This is a genomic window from Microbacterium testaceum StLB037, assembly GCF_900104345.1.
GTDB classification, from domain to species: Bacteria; Actinomycetota; Actinomycetes; order Actinomycetales; family Microbacteriaceae; genus Microbacterium; species Microbacterium testaceum_A.
In genome coordinates this window covers 213996-228615 of the sequence record NZ_FNJN01000001.1, presented here as the reverse complement: position 1 = coordinate 228615, position 14620 = coordinate 213996, and the positions used below count along the sequence as shown (strand labels likewise).

Annotated in this window: 13 protein-coding genes; 6 read left to right on the top strand and 7 right to left on the bottom strand. The window is 70.0% G+C overall.

Translation table 11 applies throughout. The features are described from left to right. Positions 1-10 precede the first annotated feature (10 nt). From BLS25_RS00985 to BLS25_RS00975, 3 genes are read right to left on the bottom strand one after another with little or no spacing between them, the layout of a single operon-like run. Positions 11-1315, bottom strand: coding sequence for a GNAT family N-acetyltransferase (locus tag BLS25_RS00985; RefSeq protein WP_074694125.1), 1305 nt, complete (start codon positions 1313-1315; stop codon positions 11-13). Positions 1316-1367: 52 nt separating this feature from the next. Further along, positions 1368-1610: a zf-HC2 domain-containing protein gene (locus BLS25_RS00980; protein WP_074694124.1), complete on the bottom strand. Its 243-nt coding sequence runs from the start codon at positions 1608-1610 to the stop codon at positions 1368-1370. Then, the gene (locus tag BLS25_RS00975) at positions 1607-2209 is read right to left on the bottom strand and encodes a sigma-70 family RNA polymerase sigma factor (protein ID WP_056228410.1); all 603 of its coding nucleotides are present in this window, start codon (positions 2207-2209) and stop codon (positions 1607-1609) included. The genes BLS25_RS00980 and BLS25_RS00975 overlap by 4 nt, the downstream gene beginning before the upstream one ends. A 112-nt stretch (positions 2210-2321) precedes the next feature. Between BLS25_RS00975 and aroA the strand changes: the two genes are divergently transcribed. Genes aroA through bcp form a run of 3 tightly spaced genes read left to right on the top strand, consistent with a single transcriptional unit; the run spans position 2322 to position 5207 of the window. Next, positions 2322-3659 carry a 3-phosphoshikimate 1-carboxyvinyltransferase gene (gene aroA / locus BLS25_RS00970; protein WP_074694123.1) on the top strand — a complete coding sequence of 446 codons (1338 nt, stop codon included), beginning with the start codon at positions 2322-2324 and terminating at the stop codon, positions 3657-3659. Between the two features lie 13 nt (positions 3660-3672). Continuing rightward, complete coding sequence (rsgA, locus tag BLS25_RS00965; protein ID WP_074694122.1) at positions 3673-4737, top strand: ribosome small subunit-dependent GTPase A; 1065 nt, start codon at positions 3673-3675, stop codon at positions 4735-4737. Beyond that, positions 4734-5207 (top strand): thioredoxin-dependent thiol peroxidase, encoded by a 474-nt coding sequence (bcp, locus tag BLS25_RS00960; protein ID WP_056226909.1) that lies wholly within the window; start codon positions 4734-4736, stop codon positions 5205-5207. The genes rsgA and bcp overlap by 4 nt, the downstream gene beginning before the upstream one ends. A 65-nt stretch (positions 5208-5272) precedes the next feature. On the opposite strand, the gene BLS25_RS00955 is transcribed toward bcp, so the two are convergent. Next, positions 5273-5653 carry a hypothetical protein gene (locus BLS25_RS00955; protein ID WP_056226908.1) on the bottom strand — a complete coding sequence of 127 codons (381 nt, stop codon included), beginning with the start codon at positions 5651-5653 and terminating at the stop codon, positions 5273-5275. A gap of 212 nt (positions 5654-5865) precedes the next feature. Between BLS25_RS00955 and BLS25_RS00950 the strand changes: the two genes are divergently transcribed. Then, complete coding sequence (locus tag BLS25_RS00950; RefSeq protein ID WP_013583608.1) at positions 5866-6114, top strand: WhiB family transcriptional regulator; 249 nt, start codon at positions 5866-5868, stop codon at positions 6112-6114. A 133-nt stretch (positions 6115-6247) separates the two neighbouring features. Here BLS25_RS00950 and BLS25_RS00945 read toward each other — a convergent pair whose 3' ends face one another. Continuing rightward, entirely contained in the window at positions 6248-7744 is a 1497-nt protein-coding gene (locus tag BLS25_RS00945; protein WP_056226906.1) for a sensor histidine kinase, read from the bottom strand. A gap of 657 nt (positions 7745-8401) precedes the next feature. Here BLS25_RS00945 and BLS25_RS00940 point away from each other — a divergent pair. Beyond that, positions 8402-8836, top strand: coding sequence for an Rv3235 family protein (locus BLS25_RS00940; RefSeq protein WP_081349637.1), 435 nt, complete (start codon positions 8402-8404; stop codon positions 8834-8836). A gap of 59 nt (positions 8837-8895) precedes the next feature. On the opposite strand, the gene BLS25_RS00935 is transcribed toward BLS25_RS00940, so the two are convergent. Both BLS25_RS00935 and secA read right to left on the bottom strand, forming a co-directional pair. Then, positions 8896-10122 carry a pyridoxal phosphate-dependent aminotransferase gene (locus tag BLS25_RS00935; RefSeq protein WP_056226902.1) on the bottom strand — a complete coding sequence of 409 codons (1227 nt, stop codon included), beginning with the start codon at positions 10120-10122 and terminating at the stop codon, positions 8896-8898. Positions 10123-10269: 147 nt separating this feature from the next. After that, a complete protein-coding gene (secA, locus tag BLS25_RS00930) occupies positions 10270-13065 on the bottom strand; it encodes a preprotein translocase subunit SecA (RefSeq protein ID WP_074694121.1) in 2796 nt (931 codons plus the stop codon). Between the two features lie 183 nt (positions 13066-13248). Here secA and BLS25_RS00925 point away from each other — a divergent pair, with 183 nt between their 5' ends. Continuing rightward, a complete protein-coding gene (locus tag BLS25_RS00925) occupies positions 13249-14556 on the top strand; it encodes a coiled-coil domain-containing protein (RefSeq protein ID WP_074694120.1) in 1308 nt (435 codons plus the stop codon). The last annotated feature ends 64 nt before the right edge of the window (positions 14557-14620 follow it).

The window sequence follows — 14620 nt, the reverse complement described above, 5'->3', positions numbered from 1 at the left end:
TGAGAAGGCGTCAGTACCAGATGTCGAGCAGCGGGGTCGCCTCGGGGGTGAAAGCCCGGTCGACGGAGACGAGGACGTCGGCCCCTGCCCGCACGAGTCCCGCGTGGGCGAGCTCCGTCGAGCGCACCCCGCCGAGCAGGAGCGAGCTCAGGGCGCCGACCGTCAGCTCGACCTCCGACGCCTCGCTTTCGTCCGCCCGGGTGACGACGGCTTCTCCGTCCGCGCCGACGCGCAGACGCCACGTTCCCTCGGCGAAGCCGAGCGGGTCGGCCACGCGGAGCACCACGTCGAGTGCTCCCGCGTACCGCCGCGAGCCCAGGGCCCCGGGCACATCGAGGATGCGCAGCCAGTGGTGGTCGGTGAGGGTCGCCGTCACGGCGCGACGGTCGGCGACCATCCACTGCACCGGCGGCACGGCGGGCTGCAGCCACGCTTTCACCCGACCGACGAGGTCGTGCTCGATCGCGAATCGCCAGAGGGCCGCGGACGCCTCGGCGTCGACGGCGAACAGGGCGCGCACTTCGAGCTCGTGCGCCGAGAAGTCGTCGCGCTCGTCGATCGTGTAGACGAGGATGCCCGTCTCGTCGCCGTCCGCGCCACGATAGGCGACCGCGCGGACCTTCTCGCCCGACTTGTCGCCGGGCGCGAGACCCGCGATCCCGCGCCACCGCCCGTCCCACCCGGGTACCGACCCGGGGCGCTGGATGCGCACTCGCTCGTGGACGGCCGCCACGCGATCCACGACTGCCTCGCGCGGCACGAAGTCGAGCCGCCCGGGTGCCGTCGGACCCGTCCAGCGGGCGCGGCCCGTGTCGATCTGCACGTCGGAGGCCCACGCGGCGGGCGAGAAACCCCAGCGCCCGTAGATCGTCGCCTCGGTGACGGTGAGGCCCGCGATGGCGAAGCCGGCCGCGGCCGCCGTCCGCAGTTCACCGCCGATCATCGCGCGCGCGATCCCCCGGCGACGGTGCGTCGCGGCCACCGTGACGGCGCTGATGGACCACAGCGGGGCGACGCGCCCCGGCGAGGTCGTCAGCTCGGAGGCCCACGAGTCGATCGTGCCGACCGGCACCGCGGGCTCGACGCCCCGACGGTCGTAGACCGCCGTCAGTCGGCGGGTCCGCAGGGTCTTGCGCGCGTTCTCGGCCTCGTCGTCGGTCGACTCCCCGCCCAGGAAACCCCGGGCGACCGCCCGCTGGAAGGGACGGAACCCCTCGCCGTCGGCATCCACCCGCTCGTATTCGAGCCCGGAGGCGGCGAGGTCGGCGGCGGAGGTCGGGTCGAGGGGCAGCGTCAGAGTGTCGAGGGATGCCATGACCCCAGCCTAGGGATCACCTCCGACACGCGGCGAGCGAACGCCCGCGACGTCAGTGAGTGGCCTGGATGGCGCGCAGGCGCGAGAGCACCTGGCCGCGGAGTTCGTCAGGCGCCGTCTCTTTGCACGCACGCGCGACCACCTCGGTCAGCGTCCGTGCCACGAGGGCCTCGTCCTGGCATCCGGGGCAGTTCTCGAGGTGCTCCCGGATGTCCTTTTGCTGGGTCTTGCAGACCTCGTTGCGGAGGTACTCCTCAAGGTCGCGTCGCGCCTTGTCGCAGCCGCAGTCGCTCATTTCTTCTCTCCCGTCGCAGCCTGGATGCCGCGCTCCTTGGCGTAGTCCGACAGCAGGTCGCGCAGCAGCCGCCGGCCGCGGTGCAGACGGCTCATGACCGTACCGATCGGAGTCTTCATGATGTCGGCGATCTCCTGGTAGGCGAAGCCCTCGACGTCGGCGAGGTACACCGCCATCCGGAAATCTTCGGGGATCGACTGCAACGCGTCCTTCACGACGGATGCCGGCATGTGGTCGATCGCTTCGGCCTCGGCCGAACGGGCGCTGCTCGCGGTGGTCGATTCGGCTCCGCCGAGCTGCCAGTCCTCGAGATCGTCGATCGCGCTCTGGTAGGGCTCGCGCTGCTTCTTGCGATACGTGTTGATGTACGTGTTCGTCAGGATGCGGTAGAGCCACGCCTTCAGATTGGTGCCCTGCGTGAACGTCGCCCACGAGCCGAAGGCCTTCACGAAGGTCTCCTGCACGAGATCGGCGGCGTCGGCCGGATTGCGCGTCATGCGCATCGCTGCGGCGTACAGCTGATCCATGAAGGGCAGCGCCTGCTCTTCGAACTGTGCGCGGGGCTCCGCCTGCGGGCCGGCGTCTGCGGTGTCGTTCATCGCGCGCCAGTCTACGTCGAGCGTGTCGGCGACCACCGGGATGGCCTCCGGCAGGCGGTCGCGTTCGAGAAGTGCGGTCACGTGTCGTCCCCTTTCAGTAGGCTAGGAACCGATGACTCCCCTCGGGTATTCCCTTTCCGCCGCCACTCCCCGCGGTGAGTGGGACGCGCCCGTGTCCGACGGCCCCCTGGATGCCACGGTCACCGTGCCGGGTTCGAAGTCGCTGACCAATCGCGAACTGATCCTCGCCGCGATCGCCGACGGCCCCGGCACGCTGCACGGACCGCTGCACTCCGACGATTCCGCGCGCATGGTCGACGCGTTGCGCGTCCTCGGCGTCGGAATCGACGAGATCGACACCGGCTCGCCGTTCGGCCCCGACCTGCAGGTGACCCCTCCGTCCTCGTTCACGGGCGACGGCACGATCGACTGCGGCCAGGCCGGAACCGTCATGCGGTTCATCGCCCCCGTGGCGGGCTTCGCCCGTGGCGACGTGCACGTCACCGCCCACGAGAGCGCACTGCATCGTCCGATGGGCGCCATGATCCACGCCCTGCGCGACGTCGGTGTCGACATCGACGACGGCGGCCACTGGGCGCTGCCGTTCTCGGTGCGCGGGCATGGACACGTGCGCGGCGGCGAAGTCGAGATCGATGCGAGTCAGTCGAGCCAGTTCGTCTCGGGGCTCCTGCTCGCGGCCGCGCGCTTCGACGTGGGGCTTCACCTGCGTCACGTCGGCTCGCGCCTGCCCAGCATCCCGCACATCGACATGACCGTCGAAGCCCTGGCCCACCGCGCCGTGCACGTCGAACGCCCCGCTCCCGGCGAGTGGATCGTGCCGGCCGGCCCCGTGCGCGCGAAAGACGTGGCGATCGAGCCCGATCTCTCCAACGCCTCGCCGTTCCTCGCCGCAGCGATGGTCACGGGCGGCTCCGTCACCGTCACGGGCTGGCCGTTGCACAGCACGCAGCCGGGCGCTCTCCTCGTCGACATCCTCGCCGAGATGGGAGCCCGCGTCAGCCGTCGCGGCGGCGCCCTCACCGTGGCCGCCGGAGATGACGGCATCCTGGGTGTCGATCTCGACCTGTCCGCGGCGGGTGAGCTGGCGCCGACGCTGTTCGGCCTGGCGGCGTTCGCCGACGGTCCCACCACGCTCCACGGGATCGGGCACATCCGCGGTCATGAGACCGATCGCATCAGCGCCCTCGTCGGAAACCTCCGCTCGCTCGGCGGCGAGGCCCACGAGCTCGACGACGGCATCCGCATCGTGCCGCGGCCTCTCGTCGGCGGCGAGTGGAAGGCCCACCACGACCACCGTCTCGCCACCACCGGCGCCCTGATCGGTCTGCGTGTTCCCGGCGTGCGGATCGACGACATCGGAACCACCGCCAAGACCCTCCCCCAGTTCGCGGCGCTGTGGCAGGCGATGCTGCGCGCTCCCCGCGTGTGAGCGAGCAGCGACCGTGAGCTGGCTCGACGACGCCGACGACGACGAGGACGACCTCCGCTACGACGAGTCGTCCATCCGCGTCCGCCCCAATCCCAAGGCGAACAGGCCGCGGACGAAGCGGCGTCCCGCCCATGCCGACGCGCAGATCGCCCGCGTGCTCGGTGTCGACCGCGGCCGCTACACGGTCCTCGTCGACGAGGACGGCTCCGACGAACGTCGTGTGCTGGCCACTCGCGCGCGCGAGCTCCGCAAGCAGCCCATCGTCAACGGCGACCGCGCCCGCGTCGTCGGCGACCTCACGGGCGACGAAGGCACCCTCGGGCGCATCATCGGTCTCGAGGAGCGCACGTCTCTGCTGCGCCGCAGCGCCGACGACACCGACCAGGTCGAGCGCGTGATCGTGGCCAATGCCGACCAGATGCTTGTCGTGGTCGCCGCGGCCGACCCCGAACCCCGCGCCCGCCTCGTCGACCGCTACCTCGTGGCGGCGCTGGATGCCGGCATCCGTCCCCTGCTCGTCGTCACCAAGACCGACCTGGCCGACCCCACGGAGTTCCTCGCGCACTTCGTCGGTCTCGACCTGCGCGTGTTCACCAGCGCGCAGGGGCAGATGCCCCTCGACGAGATCGGCGAGGCCCTCGTCGGCCACTCGACGGTGTTCGTGGGGCACTCGGGCGTGGGCAAGTCGACGCTGGTGAACGCCCTCACGGGGTCGGAGCGCGCGATCGGTCATGTGAACACCGTCACCGGGCGGGGGCGTCACACCTCCTCGTCCGCGGTGTCGCTGCGGTACCGCGGACGCGCCGGCTCGGGCTGGGTCATCGACACCCCCGGCGTGCGGTCGTTCGGTCTCGGACACGTCGACCCCGCGCACGTCCTCGGCGCGTTCACGGATCTGGCCGAGGTGGCCGAGGAGTGCCCGCGCGGCTGCACGCACCTGCCTGACGCTCCCGACTGCGCCATCATCGAGGCGGTCGAGTCCGGCCGCCTCGGCCCCGGGGCCGCCGCCCGGTTGGACTCCCTGCAGCGCCTGCTGACGACGTTCCAGGGCATCGAGCGTTCTAGGCTGGAGGGGTGACGAACCTCGAAAAGGGCGACATCGCCCCCGACTTCACCCTCATCGACCAGGACGAACACCCCGTCTCGCTGGGCGACTTCCGCGGCCGCCGCGTGATCCTCTACTTCTACCCCGCGGCTCAGACGCCGGGATGCACCACGCAGGCGTGCGACTTCCGCGACAGCCTCGCCTCTCTCCAGGGCGCCGGGTACACGGTGCTCGGGATCTCGCGCGACACCCCCGAGAAGCTGCGCGCGTTCCGCGACAGCGACGGTCTGACCTTCCCGCTGCTGAGCGACGCCGACCACGCCGTGCACGAGGCCTACGGCGCGTGGGGCGAGAAGCAGAACTACGGCAAGACGGTCACGGGCGTGCTCCGCTCGACCTTCGTCGTCGACGAAGAGGGCAAGATCGTCGAGGCGATGTACAACGTCAAGGCCACCGGCCACGTGGCGCGTCTGCGCAAGACCCTCGGTCTCGCCGTCGCCTGATCCGCGGATGCCGCGACCCCGCCCCGCACGAGCGGTCGGCGGGGTCTTCGCGTCTGCGCCGTGACTCAGTCGTCGTCGCGACGTCGCGGCGCCGCCGCGCGCACCGCCAGCGCGAGCAGCACGAGACCGACGACGGCCGGCACCGCGATGAGCACGGCGATCGCCGGAGACGCCCACTCCCCCGTCACCGCGCCGATGGCGACCGAGAGGATGAGCAGTTGCGTGACGATCCCTCCGGATCGACCGGCCGAGACATCGCGGGCCGTGGCGACGCCGAAGGCACCGACGATGGCCGCACCGATCACGGTGAGGACGATGAGGGCGACCGAGCTCACCACCGAATCGGTGTCGCCGCCGACGAGGGCGACCGTCTGCCAGCCCGCGAGCGCCAGGATGCCGAGGCTTTCGAGTCCGAGCAGGACCGCGGCAGCGAGACGAATCGGCATCCGGAAAGCCTCCCCGGCGGGCGAATCCGCGCCGTTACGATCTGGAAACCTCGCGGTTACCTCTTGATCAGGCGGAATCGCTATGGGAGCATGGAACAAGCCGTGTGCTCCCACAGCGAAGTGGGGCGAGCAATCGCTCGCGTTCCCACCAGGGTACCGGACCCGAATCCCGGTGCCGAATCGACCAATTTTCTGTTACAAGGAGCACCCCTATGGATTGGCGCGACAAAGCAGCCTGCCTCACCGTCGACCCCGAACTGTTCTTCCCGGTCGGCAACACCGGCCCGGCGGTCGACCAGATCGAGAAGGCCAAGTCGGTCTGCGCTCGCTGCACCGTCACCGAGGTCTGCCTGCAGTACGCCCTCGAGTCCGGCCAGGACTCGGGCGTCTGGGGTGGTCTGAGCGAAGACGAGCGTCGCGCGCTCAAGCGCCGCGCCGCTCGCGCCCGCCGCGCCTCCTGACCTCACGGCATCCGCCGTTCGACGAAGCCCGTCCCTCCGGGGGCGGGCTTCGTCGTGCCGCGGTAGGGAGAGGCGCGCAGACCTCGCCCCGAGAACGGCGGGACTCCCGCGTACCCGCGAGCAACGCGATGCCTCAGGCGGACGAGCCGCCGATGTAGCGCAGCGGGATCTCGATGGTGACCTCGGTTCCGCTGCCCATCAGCGTGTGCCAATCGATGGTTCCGCCGAGCTCGCCCTGGATGAGGGTGCGCACGATCTGCGTGCCCAGGCCGCGGCCCACCTGGCCCTCGGGCAGGCCGACGCCCGTGTCGCGGACGCTGACCTCGAGCATCTCGCCGGTGCGTTCGGCGGCGATCTCGACGTCGCCCTCCTGACCGGCGAGCCCGTGCTCGACCGCGTTGGTCACCAGCTCGGTGAGCGCGAGCGCGAGGGGCGTGGCGAACTGGCTGGGCAGCGTGCCGAACTTGCCCGTGCTGCGCGTGCGCGCGCGGGTGTTGGGGGCCGCCGCAACCTCGGCGACGAGCTTGAGCACGCGCGCGAAGACGTCGTCGAAGTCGACGTTCTGCGCGAGGCCCTCCGACAGCGTGTCGTGCACGACGGCGATGGCCGAGACCCGTCGCATGGCCTGCGTGAGCGCGTCTCGCGCCTCGTCGGAATGCGTGCGCCGCGCCTGGATGCGCAGGAGCGACGCCACCGTCTGCAGGTTGTTCTTCACCCGGTGGTGGATCTCGCGGATCGTCGCGTCCTTGGTGATGAGCTCCTGCTCCTGGTGGCGGATCTCGGTGACGTCGCGGCTGAGCACGATCGCGCCGATGCGGTTGCCGCGATCGCGCAGGGGGATCGTCCGCAGCGAGACCTGCACGCCGCGCGCCTCCATGTCGGCGCGCCATGGTGCGCGCCCGCTCACCACGACCGGGAGCGACTCGTCGACGTCCTGTCGCTTCGCCGGCAGGATGCGAGCGGTGACCTCGGCCAGCGACTCGCCCTCGAGCTCGTCGTCGAAGCCCATGCGGTTGAACGCCGACAGCGCATTGGGGCTCGCGAAGGTCGTGATCCCGTCGACGTCGAGACGGATCAGCCCGTCCGACGCGCGCGGGGCTCCACGACGAGGTGCGGTCGGCGCGGACAGGTCGGGGAACTCCGCCGAAGAGATCATGCCGAACAGGTCGTCGGCGCAGTCGTTGAAGGTGATCTGCTGACGCGACGGCGTGCGCGTCTCGCCGAGGTTCGTGTGCCGGGTCAGCACGCCGACGGTCGTGACGGCGTTGCCCTCGCGCGAGAGCTCGCGCACGATCGGCACCGCACGCACGCGCGTGGGGGTCTCCTCAAACCAGTCGGGGGATGCCGAGTCGACGATGCGTCCGCTCTGGAACGCCTCGCGCACCTGGGTGCGCCACTGCGGACGGACGCGGTCGCCGACGATGTCGCGGTAGAAGAGCGTCGCCGCTCCCCCGGGCCGCGTGTGGGCGACGGCGACGAACGAGTCGTCGGGAGTGGGGACCCAGATGACGATGTCGGCGAACGCGAGGTCGGCGAGCAACTGCCCGTCGCCCGCGAGCCGGTGCAGCCACTCGACGTCCGCCTCGCTGGAGCGGCCCTGGGCGTAGACAAGTTCACTGAGTGTCGACACCCCTCCACCCTAGGGGGAGCCTCCGACGCGGGCATCCGCACGAGGCGTCCGGCCGGCGCTCGGTGAGGCTGCGGGTGAGGTTCGACCGCCTCGAATGCGTCGGCAGGCTAAGGCGCGGGCGAGAGAAACCAACCCGTCCCCTCGAGGTCTCCTGCCCAGCAGGCCCGGGCGGTGCGCAGGGTGAGGTCGCGACGTCCGCACAACGGTGGACGTGGTGAGGCCAAGACGGAGAGGCACTCACCCCGCGGACGATTTACCGTGACGACGAACGTCGCACAATCGCCCGGAAGCGATCCCGTCCGGGTGGTCGCGCCAGCGCCCGACGATGCGTGCCGCGACCTCGAGGTCTGGGCTCCTCCGCGCCGGGACGCCGATCCCGAAGGCGTTCCCGCGTCCGCCGGCGAGCAGCCCGACATGACGCGGAGAGCGTCCCTCTCGAGCGACCCGTGGGTGACGAGGTCCGTGGAGCTGAGGGGAAGAGTCGCGGTGTGGGACGGTCGGCGCTGCGACGAGAAGAATGACCGCGGCTCCTCCTCAACCTCACCCCGTCGAAAGCCCTCCACAGACACCGCGAAAACTCCATGGCCCGTGCGATGACTGTCCTACTGTCGGCCTCACCCCGACTCGCCGAACCTACGACGCACAGACAGAGGACCCATGCCCGAATCAGCACGGCGACGCGAACCTTCGCGGCGCGCCCAGCAGAACGCCCGTCCAGCGAGCAATCCGGGTCCGGAGCACGCCGCTGACGGCCTCCCCGCCATCGAGGTCTTCGTCGGCAACATGGTCCGCGGTGTCCTCGAGGTGGTCGCCGGCGTCCGTGACCCGGAGCAGTTGGCACGGTGGATGTCCGAAGAGGTCTACCGTGCGCTCCTCGTGCGAACGAGCCTCGCCGCCCGCGCCCGGAGTGCGCGAGGCGTTCAGATGTACCGCGCCGTCCACCATGTCCGCGGCATCCACCTCTTCTCACCTCGGGAAGGTGCCCTCGAAGCGACCGTCATCGTCTCGGGTCGTCTGCGCACCCGCGCCATCGCCCTCCGGCTCGAGACGGTCGAGCGACGGTGGCGCATCACGGCGCTCCACCTGCTGTAAACGGCGGCCGCCCGACGAGACCGCGCCGACCGTGCGGAGAGGTCCCCGCCCGCCCGGGGTCAGGGACGCCAGGACGCCAAGAAGTTGCCGAGACGCTCGATCGCGTCGGTGATGACGCGAGCCTCGGGGAGCGTGACGATGCGCACGTGATCGGTCGCGGGCCAGTTGAAGCCCGACCCCTGGACCAGCAGCACGTGCTCGGCCAGAAGGAAGTCGCGGACGAACTGCGCGTCATCCGGGATCTCATACACGTCGGGATCGAAGCGCGGGAAGGCGTAGAGCGCCCCCCGCGGCATGACGCACGAGACGCCCGGAATGGCTTCGAGGCCCTGCCACGCGGCATCCCTCTGCTCGTGAAGACGACCGGTCGGGGCGATGAGCGCGTCGATCGACTGCACCCCCGACAACGCCGCCTGCACCGCGAACTGCGCCGGCACGTTCGGGCACAGACGAGTGGATGCCAGCAGGTTGATGCCGTGCAGGAATCCCTGCGCGTGCTCCTTGGGTCCGGTGATCGCGAGCCATCCGGAGCGGTATCCCGCCACCCGATAGGTCTTGGAGAGGCCGTTGAAGGTGAGGCAGAGCAGGTCGGGGGCGATCGTGGCCATCGGGATGTGCACGGCGTCGTCGAACAGGATCCGGTCGTAGATCTCGTCGGCCAGCAGCAGGAGCGAGTGCTCCCGGGCGATGTCGGCGATGCCCTCGAGGATCTCGCGCGAGTACACCGCGCCCGTGGGGTTGTTCGGGTTGATGACGACGATCGCCTTGGTGCGGGGCGTGACCTTGGAGCGGATGTCCTCGAGGTCGGGCTGCCACTCGCGCTGCTCATCGCACAGGTAGTGCACGGGCGTGCCGCCGCCCAGGCTGGTCATCGCCGTCCACAGCGGATAGTCGGGGGCGGGGATGAGCACCTCGTCGCCCTCGTCGAGCAGCGCCTGCATCGTCATCGTGATGAGCTCGGACACGCCGTTGCCCAAGAAGACGTGATCGGGGTCGAGGTGGGGGAAGTCGGGCTCCTGCTCGTACCGCGAGACGACCGCGCGACGAGCGGACAGGATGCCGCGGCTGTCGCTGTAGCCGTGGGCGTTGGGGACCGAGGCGATCATGTCGCGCACGATCTGGTGCGGCGCCTCGAAGCCGAAGATCGCCGGGTTGCCGGTGTTGAGCTTGAGGATCGAGTGCCCCTCGGCCTCGAGTCGGTCGGCCTCGACGAGGGCCTCCCCGCGGATCTCGTACAGGACGTCCTTCAGCTTGGATGACTGGTCGAGGGGGCGCAGCGGGCTCATCGGTTCAGGATATCCCCGGGCCGTCGCGGCCAATCGACACCGCGTGGACCCCTCGGTCGGGCCAGTCCCCCGACCGGCGGCCGGACGACGTACCCGGAAACAACGGATGCCGCGCCCCGACCTCGGGGCGCGGCATCCGTCGTGCGATCACTTCTTCTTGGCGGCGCGACGATCGGCGCGGTTGCTCGCGGCGGGCTCGTCGCTCGGGGCCACCCGCTGCCCGAAGGCTCCGCGGGCGGCGGGGGCCTGCTCGGCAGCCGGCTCGGCCTGCTGCTCGGCCTGACGGAGGCGGTTGGTGGCGGCCTGCTGCACCTGACCGCGGTCGTTGCGGACCTCGACCTCGCCGGCGTCGTTGGCCGCGGAGTACTCGAGGCGCTGGGTCTCGACCGGCGTCGGGGCGAGGCCCTTCGCCTCGACCTGAGCCTCGTCACCCTCGACCTTGCGCACTTCGACCTCGAGGTTGTAGAGGAAGCCGACCGACTCCTCCTTGATCTGCCCCATCATCGACTGGAACATCTGGTAGCCCTCGCGCTGGTACTCGATGAGCGGGTCGCGCTGGGCCATGGCGCGCAGGCCGATGCCGTCCTTGAGGTAGTCCATCTCGTACAGGTGCTCGCGCCAGCGGCGGTCGAGGACCTGCAGCACGACGCGTCGCTCGAGCTCGCGCAGCGCCTGCTCGCCGAGGGCCTTCTCGCGGTTCTCGTACGCGATGCGGGCGTCGGAGATGATCTCTCGCTTGAGGCCCTCGGGCGTGATGCGACCCTTGTTGCCACCCGCCTCGGCCACGACCTCGTCGATGGTGACGCTCACGGGGTACATGGTCTTCAGCTCGGTCCACAGGGCGTCGAAGTCCCACGACTCGGTGTGACCCGAGCCGGTGTGGTCGTCGATGACGGCGGTGATCGCGTCCTCGATGAAGTGCTGCACGCGATCGGCGATGTCGTCGCCCTGGAGCATGTGACGACGGTCGGCGTAGATCGCCTCGCGCTGACGGTTCAGCACGTCGTCGTACTTCAGCACGTTTTTGCGCATCTCGGCGTTGCGCGCCTCGACCTGCGACTGGGCGCTCTTGATCGCGCGCGAGACCAGGCCCGATTCGATCGCGACGTCGTCGGGGAAGTTCGTGCGCGCGAGGATCGCCTCCGCCGCACCCGACTGGAACAGGCGCATGAGGTCGTCGGTGAGCGAGAGGTAGAAGCGGCTCTCGCCGGGGTCGCCCTGACGGCCCGAACGACCGCGCAGCTGGTTGTCGATGCGACGCGACTCGTGACGCTCGGTGCCCAGCACGTACAGGCCACCGGCCTCGACCACCTTCGCGGCCTCTTCGGCCACGGTGTCGCGCATGCTCTGGTACACGGTGTCCCACTCGGACTCGTAGGCCTCGGGGGTCTCGACCGGGTCGAGGTTCTTCGCCTTCATCTCCTGCACGGCGAGGAACTCGGCGTTTCCGCCGAGCATGATGTCGGTTCCGCGACCGGCCATGTTGGTGGCGACGGTGACGGCGCCCAGGCGACCTGCGCGCGCGACGATCTCGGCCTCGCGCGCGTGGTTCTTGGCGTTGAGGACCTCGTGACGCACGCCCTTCTTCGCCAGAAGCCGCGAGAGGTACTCGCTCTTCTCCACGCTCGTGGTGCCCACGAGGACCGGCTGGCCCTTCTCATGGCGCTCGACGATGTCTTCGACGACCTGCGCGAACTTGGCCGTCTCGTTCTTGTAGACGAGGTCGGACTGGTCCTTGCGGATCATCGGCTTGTTCGTGGGGATGGGAACCACGCCGAGCTTGTAGGTCGACATGAACTCGGCCGCCTCGGTCTCGGCGGTACCGGTCATGCCGGCGAGCTTGTCGTACAGACGGAAGTAGTTCTGCAGGGTGACGGTCGCGAGGGTCTGGTTCTCGGCCTTGACCGGCACGCCCTCTTTGGCCTCGATCGCCTGGTGGATGCCCTCGTTGTAGCGACGACCCACGAGGATGCGGCCGGTGTGCTCGTCGACGATCATGACCTCGTCGTTCATCACGACGTAGTCGGTGTCGCGCTTGAACAGCGCGATCGCCTTGATCGAGTTGTTCAGGAACGAGATCAGCGGGGTGTTGGCCGATTCGTACAGGTTGTCGATGCCGAGGTAGTCCTCGACCTTCTCGATACCGGGCTCGAGCACGCCGATCGTGCGCTTCTTCTCGTCGACCTCGTAGTCGACGCCGGCCTCGAGCGTGCGGGCGAGCTTGGCGAACTCCGCGAACCAGCGGTTGGCTTCGCCGGATGCCGGGCCCGAGATGATCAGCGGGGTGCGGGCCTCGTCGATGAGGATCGAGTCGACCTCGTCGACGATGGCGTAGAAGTGACCGCGCTGCACGAGGTCTTCTTTGCGCCAGGCCATGTTGTCGCGCAGGTAGTCGAATCCGAACTCGTTGTTCGTGCCGTAGCTGATGTCGGCCTCGTACTGCTCGCGGCGCACCTCGGGGGTCTGTCCTGCGACGACCGTTCCCGTGGTCATGCCGAGGGCGCGGTAGACGCGACCCATGAGCTCGGACTGGTAGCTCGCGAGGAAGTCGTTGACCGTGATGACGTGCACGCCCTGGCCGGCGATCGCGTTGAGGTACGCGGGAAGCGCCGCGGTCAGCGTCTTGCCCTCACCGGTCTTCATCTCGGCGATGTTGCCGAGGTGGAGGGCTGCCCCACCCATGATCTGCACGTCGTAGGGACGCTGGCCGAGCGTGCGCTTGGCCGCCTCGCGAACGGCGGCGAAGGCCTCGGGCATGAGCTGGTCGAGCGTCTCACCGGCTTGGTAACGCGCGCGCAGCTCGACGGTCTCGTTGCGCAGCTCGTCGTCGGTGAGCTGCTCGTAGTCCTCTTCGAGCGCTCCGGTCGCTTTCACGACGCCCTGCAGTCGGCGCAGGATGCGGCCCTCGCCGGCGCGCAGCAGTTTCTCGAGCGGATTGGCCACGGAGCATCTCCATCTGTCGGGTGCGGCGCCCGCGTGGACGCCGGCCTGCGAACAGGCATACATCGCCCATGTTATCCGTGTTACCCGTTCGTGACCTGCGAGGAGGCCGCAATCCGAAAGAGGAGCGCGCGCCCGCAGCGAACACACGGCGACGCCGCCGAACCCGACGCCTAGGATCGACCCATGGCCGGTTTCTGGGGCAAGAGGAAGCGCGAAGAGCAGGACGCGGCGGATGCCGATCTGGCACGCCGAGCGGAGCTCGCGATCGTCGCGGCCGACGAACGCGTGCGCCTGACCTCGGACGAACTCGATTTCGCCCGCGCCGAACTCGGCGACAAGGCGACCGACGACCTCGCGGCGGCCCTCGACTCCGTGCGCACCCACCTCGCCGAGGCGTTCCAGCTGCACCAGCTGAACCACGACGAGATCCCCGACACCAAAGAAGAACTTCGCACGCGCAACGCCCGCATCATCCAGCTGTCGCAGTGGGCCGAAGACCTGCTCGAAGAGCGCACCCAGGTGCTCCAGCCCAAGATCGACGCCGTGCGCCGCGCCCCCGAGACCCTGGCGCGGGTGCGCGCGGATCGCGACCGGCTCGCCGAGCGCATCCCGAACGCCCGCGAGGTCGTCGACCGGCTGTCCCGCCGCTACAGCGATTCGGCCCTGGCACAGATCGGCGGCAACCCCGAAGAGATCGAGCAGTTGCTCAACTTCGCCGTGCACACCGCGGCCGTCTCGGAGCGCCGCCGCGAAGCGGGCCAGCGCGAGCAGGCGTCGGTCGCCCTCGAGGCGGCCACCGAAGCCGTTCGTCGGGCGGAATCGCTCCTGGATGCCGTGGACACCTTCGAGATCGAAGCCCTCCGCGCCGAGTCGACTCTCGCCGCCGTGGTCGACGACTCCCGCAACGACCTGATCGAAGCGCGCCTCGGCGCGCAGACGCCGGCCGTGGTCCAGGCCATGGCCACGCTGCAGCAGGCCTTGACCGCGCTCCCCGCCTCGGGATCGCGCAGCGATCCCTTCCAGGCGCTGTCGTCGCTGCGCCAGGCCAACGCCGATCTCGACCTCGCGCGCGAGCGTGCCGCCCGCCCCGTCCCCTCGCAGGATCAGGTGGAGCACGCGATCGACGACGCCGACCGGCAGATCGCCGTCGCCCGCGGCCTCATCACCGGTCACCGCGGATGGATCGGTGCCGACGCGCGCACCCGCTTCGTCGAGGCCGAACGCCTTCGCGCGGGTCTGCCGCTCGGTCCCGTGCCCGAGGACCGGCGCGAGACGGTTCTCGCGACCGCGCGGCGCGCCGGGTCGCTGGCATCCGAGGCCCTGCAGATCGCTCAGCGCGACATCGAGCAGTCCCGCCCGAACGACTGGGGCGGAGATAACCGCGGCGGCGGGTACGGCCGCGGGGGCGGAATGGGCGGCGGCAACATGGTCGGCGGCATGCTCGGCGGCCTCGTCATCGGCTCGCTGCTGGGCGACATCTTCGACGGCTGAGCCTGCCTTCCACGGCTCGCCCCGCACGACGACGCCCCCGGTCCGAGGACCGGGGGCGTCGTGT

Excerpts from the sequence above, each read along its gene's own strand:
- aroA (WP_074694123.1), top strand. The coding sequence starts at position 2,322 with ATGACTCCCCTCGGGTATTCCCTTTCCGCCGCCACTCCCCGCGGTGAG.
- BLS25_RS00935 (WP_056226902.1), bottom strand. The coding sequence starts at position 10,122 with ATGAGCCCGCTGCGCCCCCTCGACCAGTCATCCAAGCTGAAGGACGTC.
- BLS25_RS00925 (WP_074694120.1), top strand. The coding sequence starts at position 13,249 with ATGGCCGGTTTCTGGGGCAAGAGGAAGCGCGAAGAGCAGGACGCGGCG.
- BLS25_RS00985 (WP_074694125.1), bottom strand. The coding sequence starts at position 1,315 with ATGGCATCCCTCGACACTCTGACGCTGCCCCTCGACCCGACCTCCGCC.
- BLS25_RS00975 (WP_056228410.1), bottom strand. The coding sequence starts at position 2,209 with ATGAACGACACCGCAGACGCCGGCCCGCAGGCGGAGCCCCGCGCACAG.
- BLS25_RS00940 (WP_081349637.1), top strand. The coding sequence starts at position 8,402 with ATGCCCGAATCAGCACGGCGACGCGAACCTTCGCGGCGCGCCCAGCAG.
- BLS25_RS00980 (WP_074694124.1), bottom strand. The coding sequence starts at position 1,610 with ATGAGCGACTGCGGCTGCGACAAGGCGCGACGCGACCTTGAGGAGTAC.
- BLS25_RS00950 (WP_013583608.1), top strand. The coding sequence starts at position 5,866 with ATGGATTGGCGCGACAAAGCAGCCTGCCTCACCGTCGACCCCGAACTG.
- BLS25_RS00955 (WP_056226908.1), bottom strand. The coding sequence starts at position 5,653 with ATGCCGATTCGTCTCGCTGCCGCGGTCCTGCTCGGACTCGAAAGCCTC.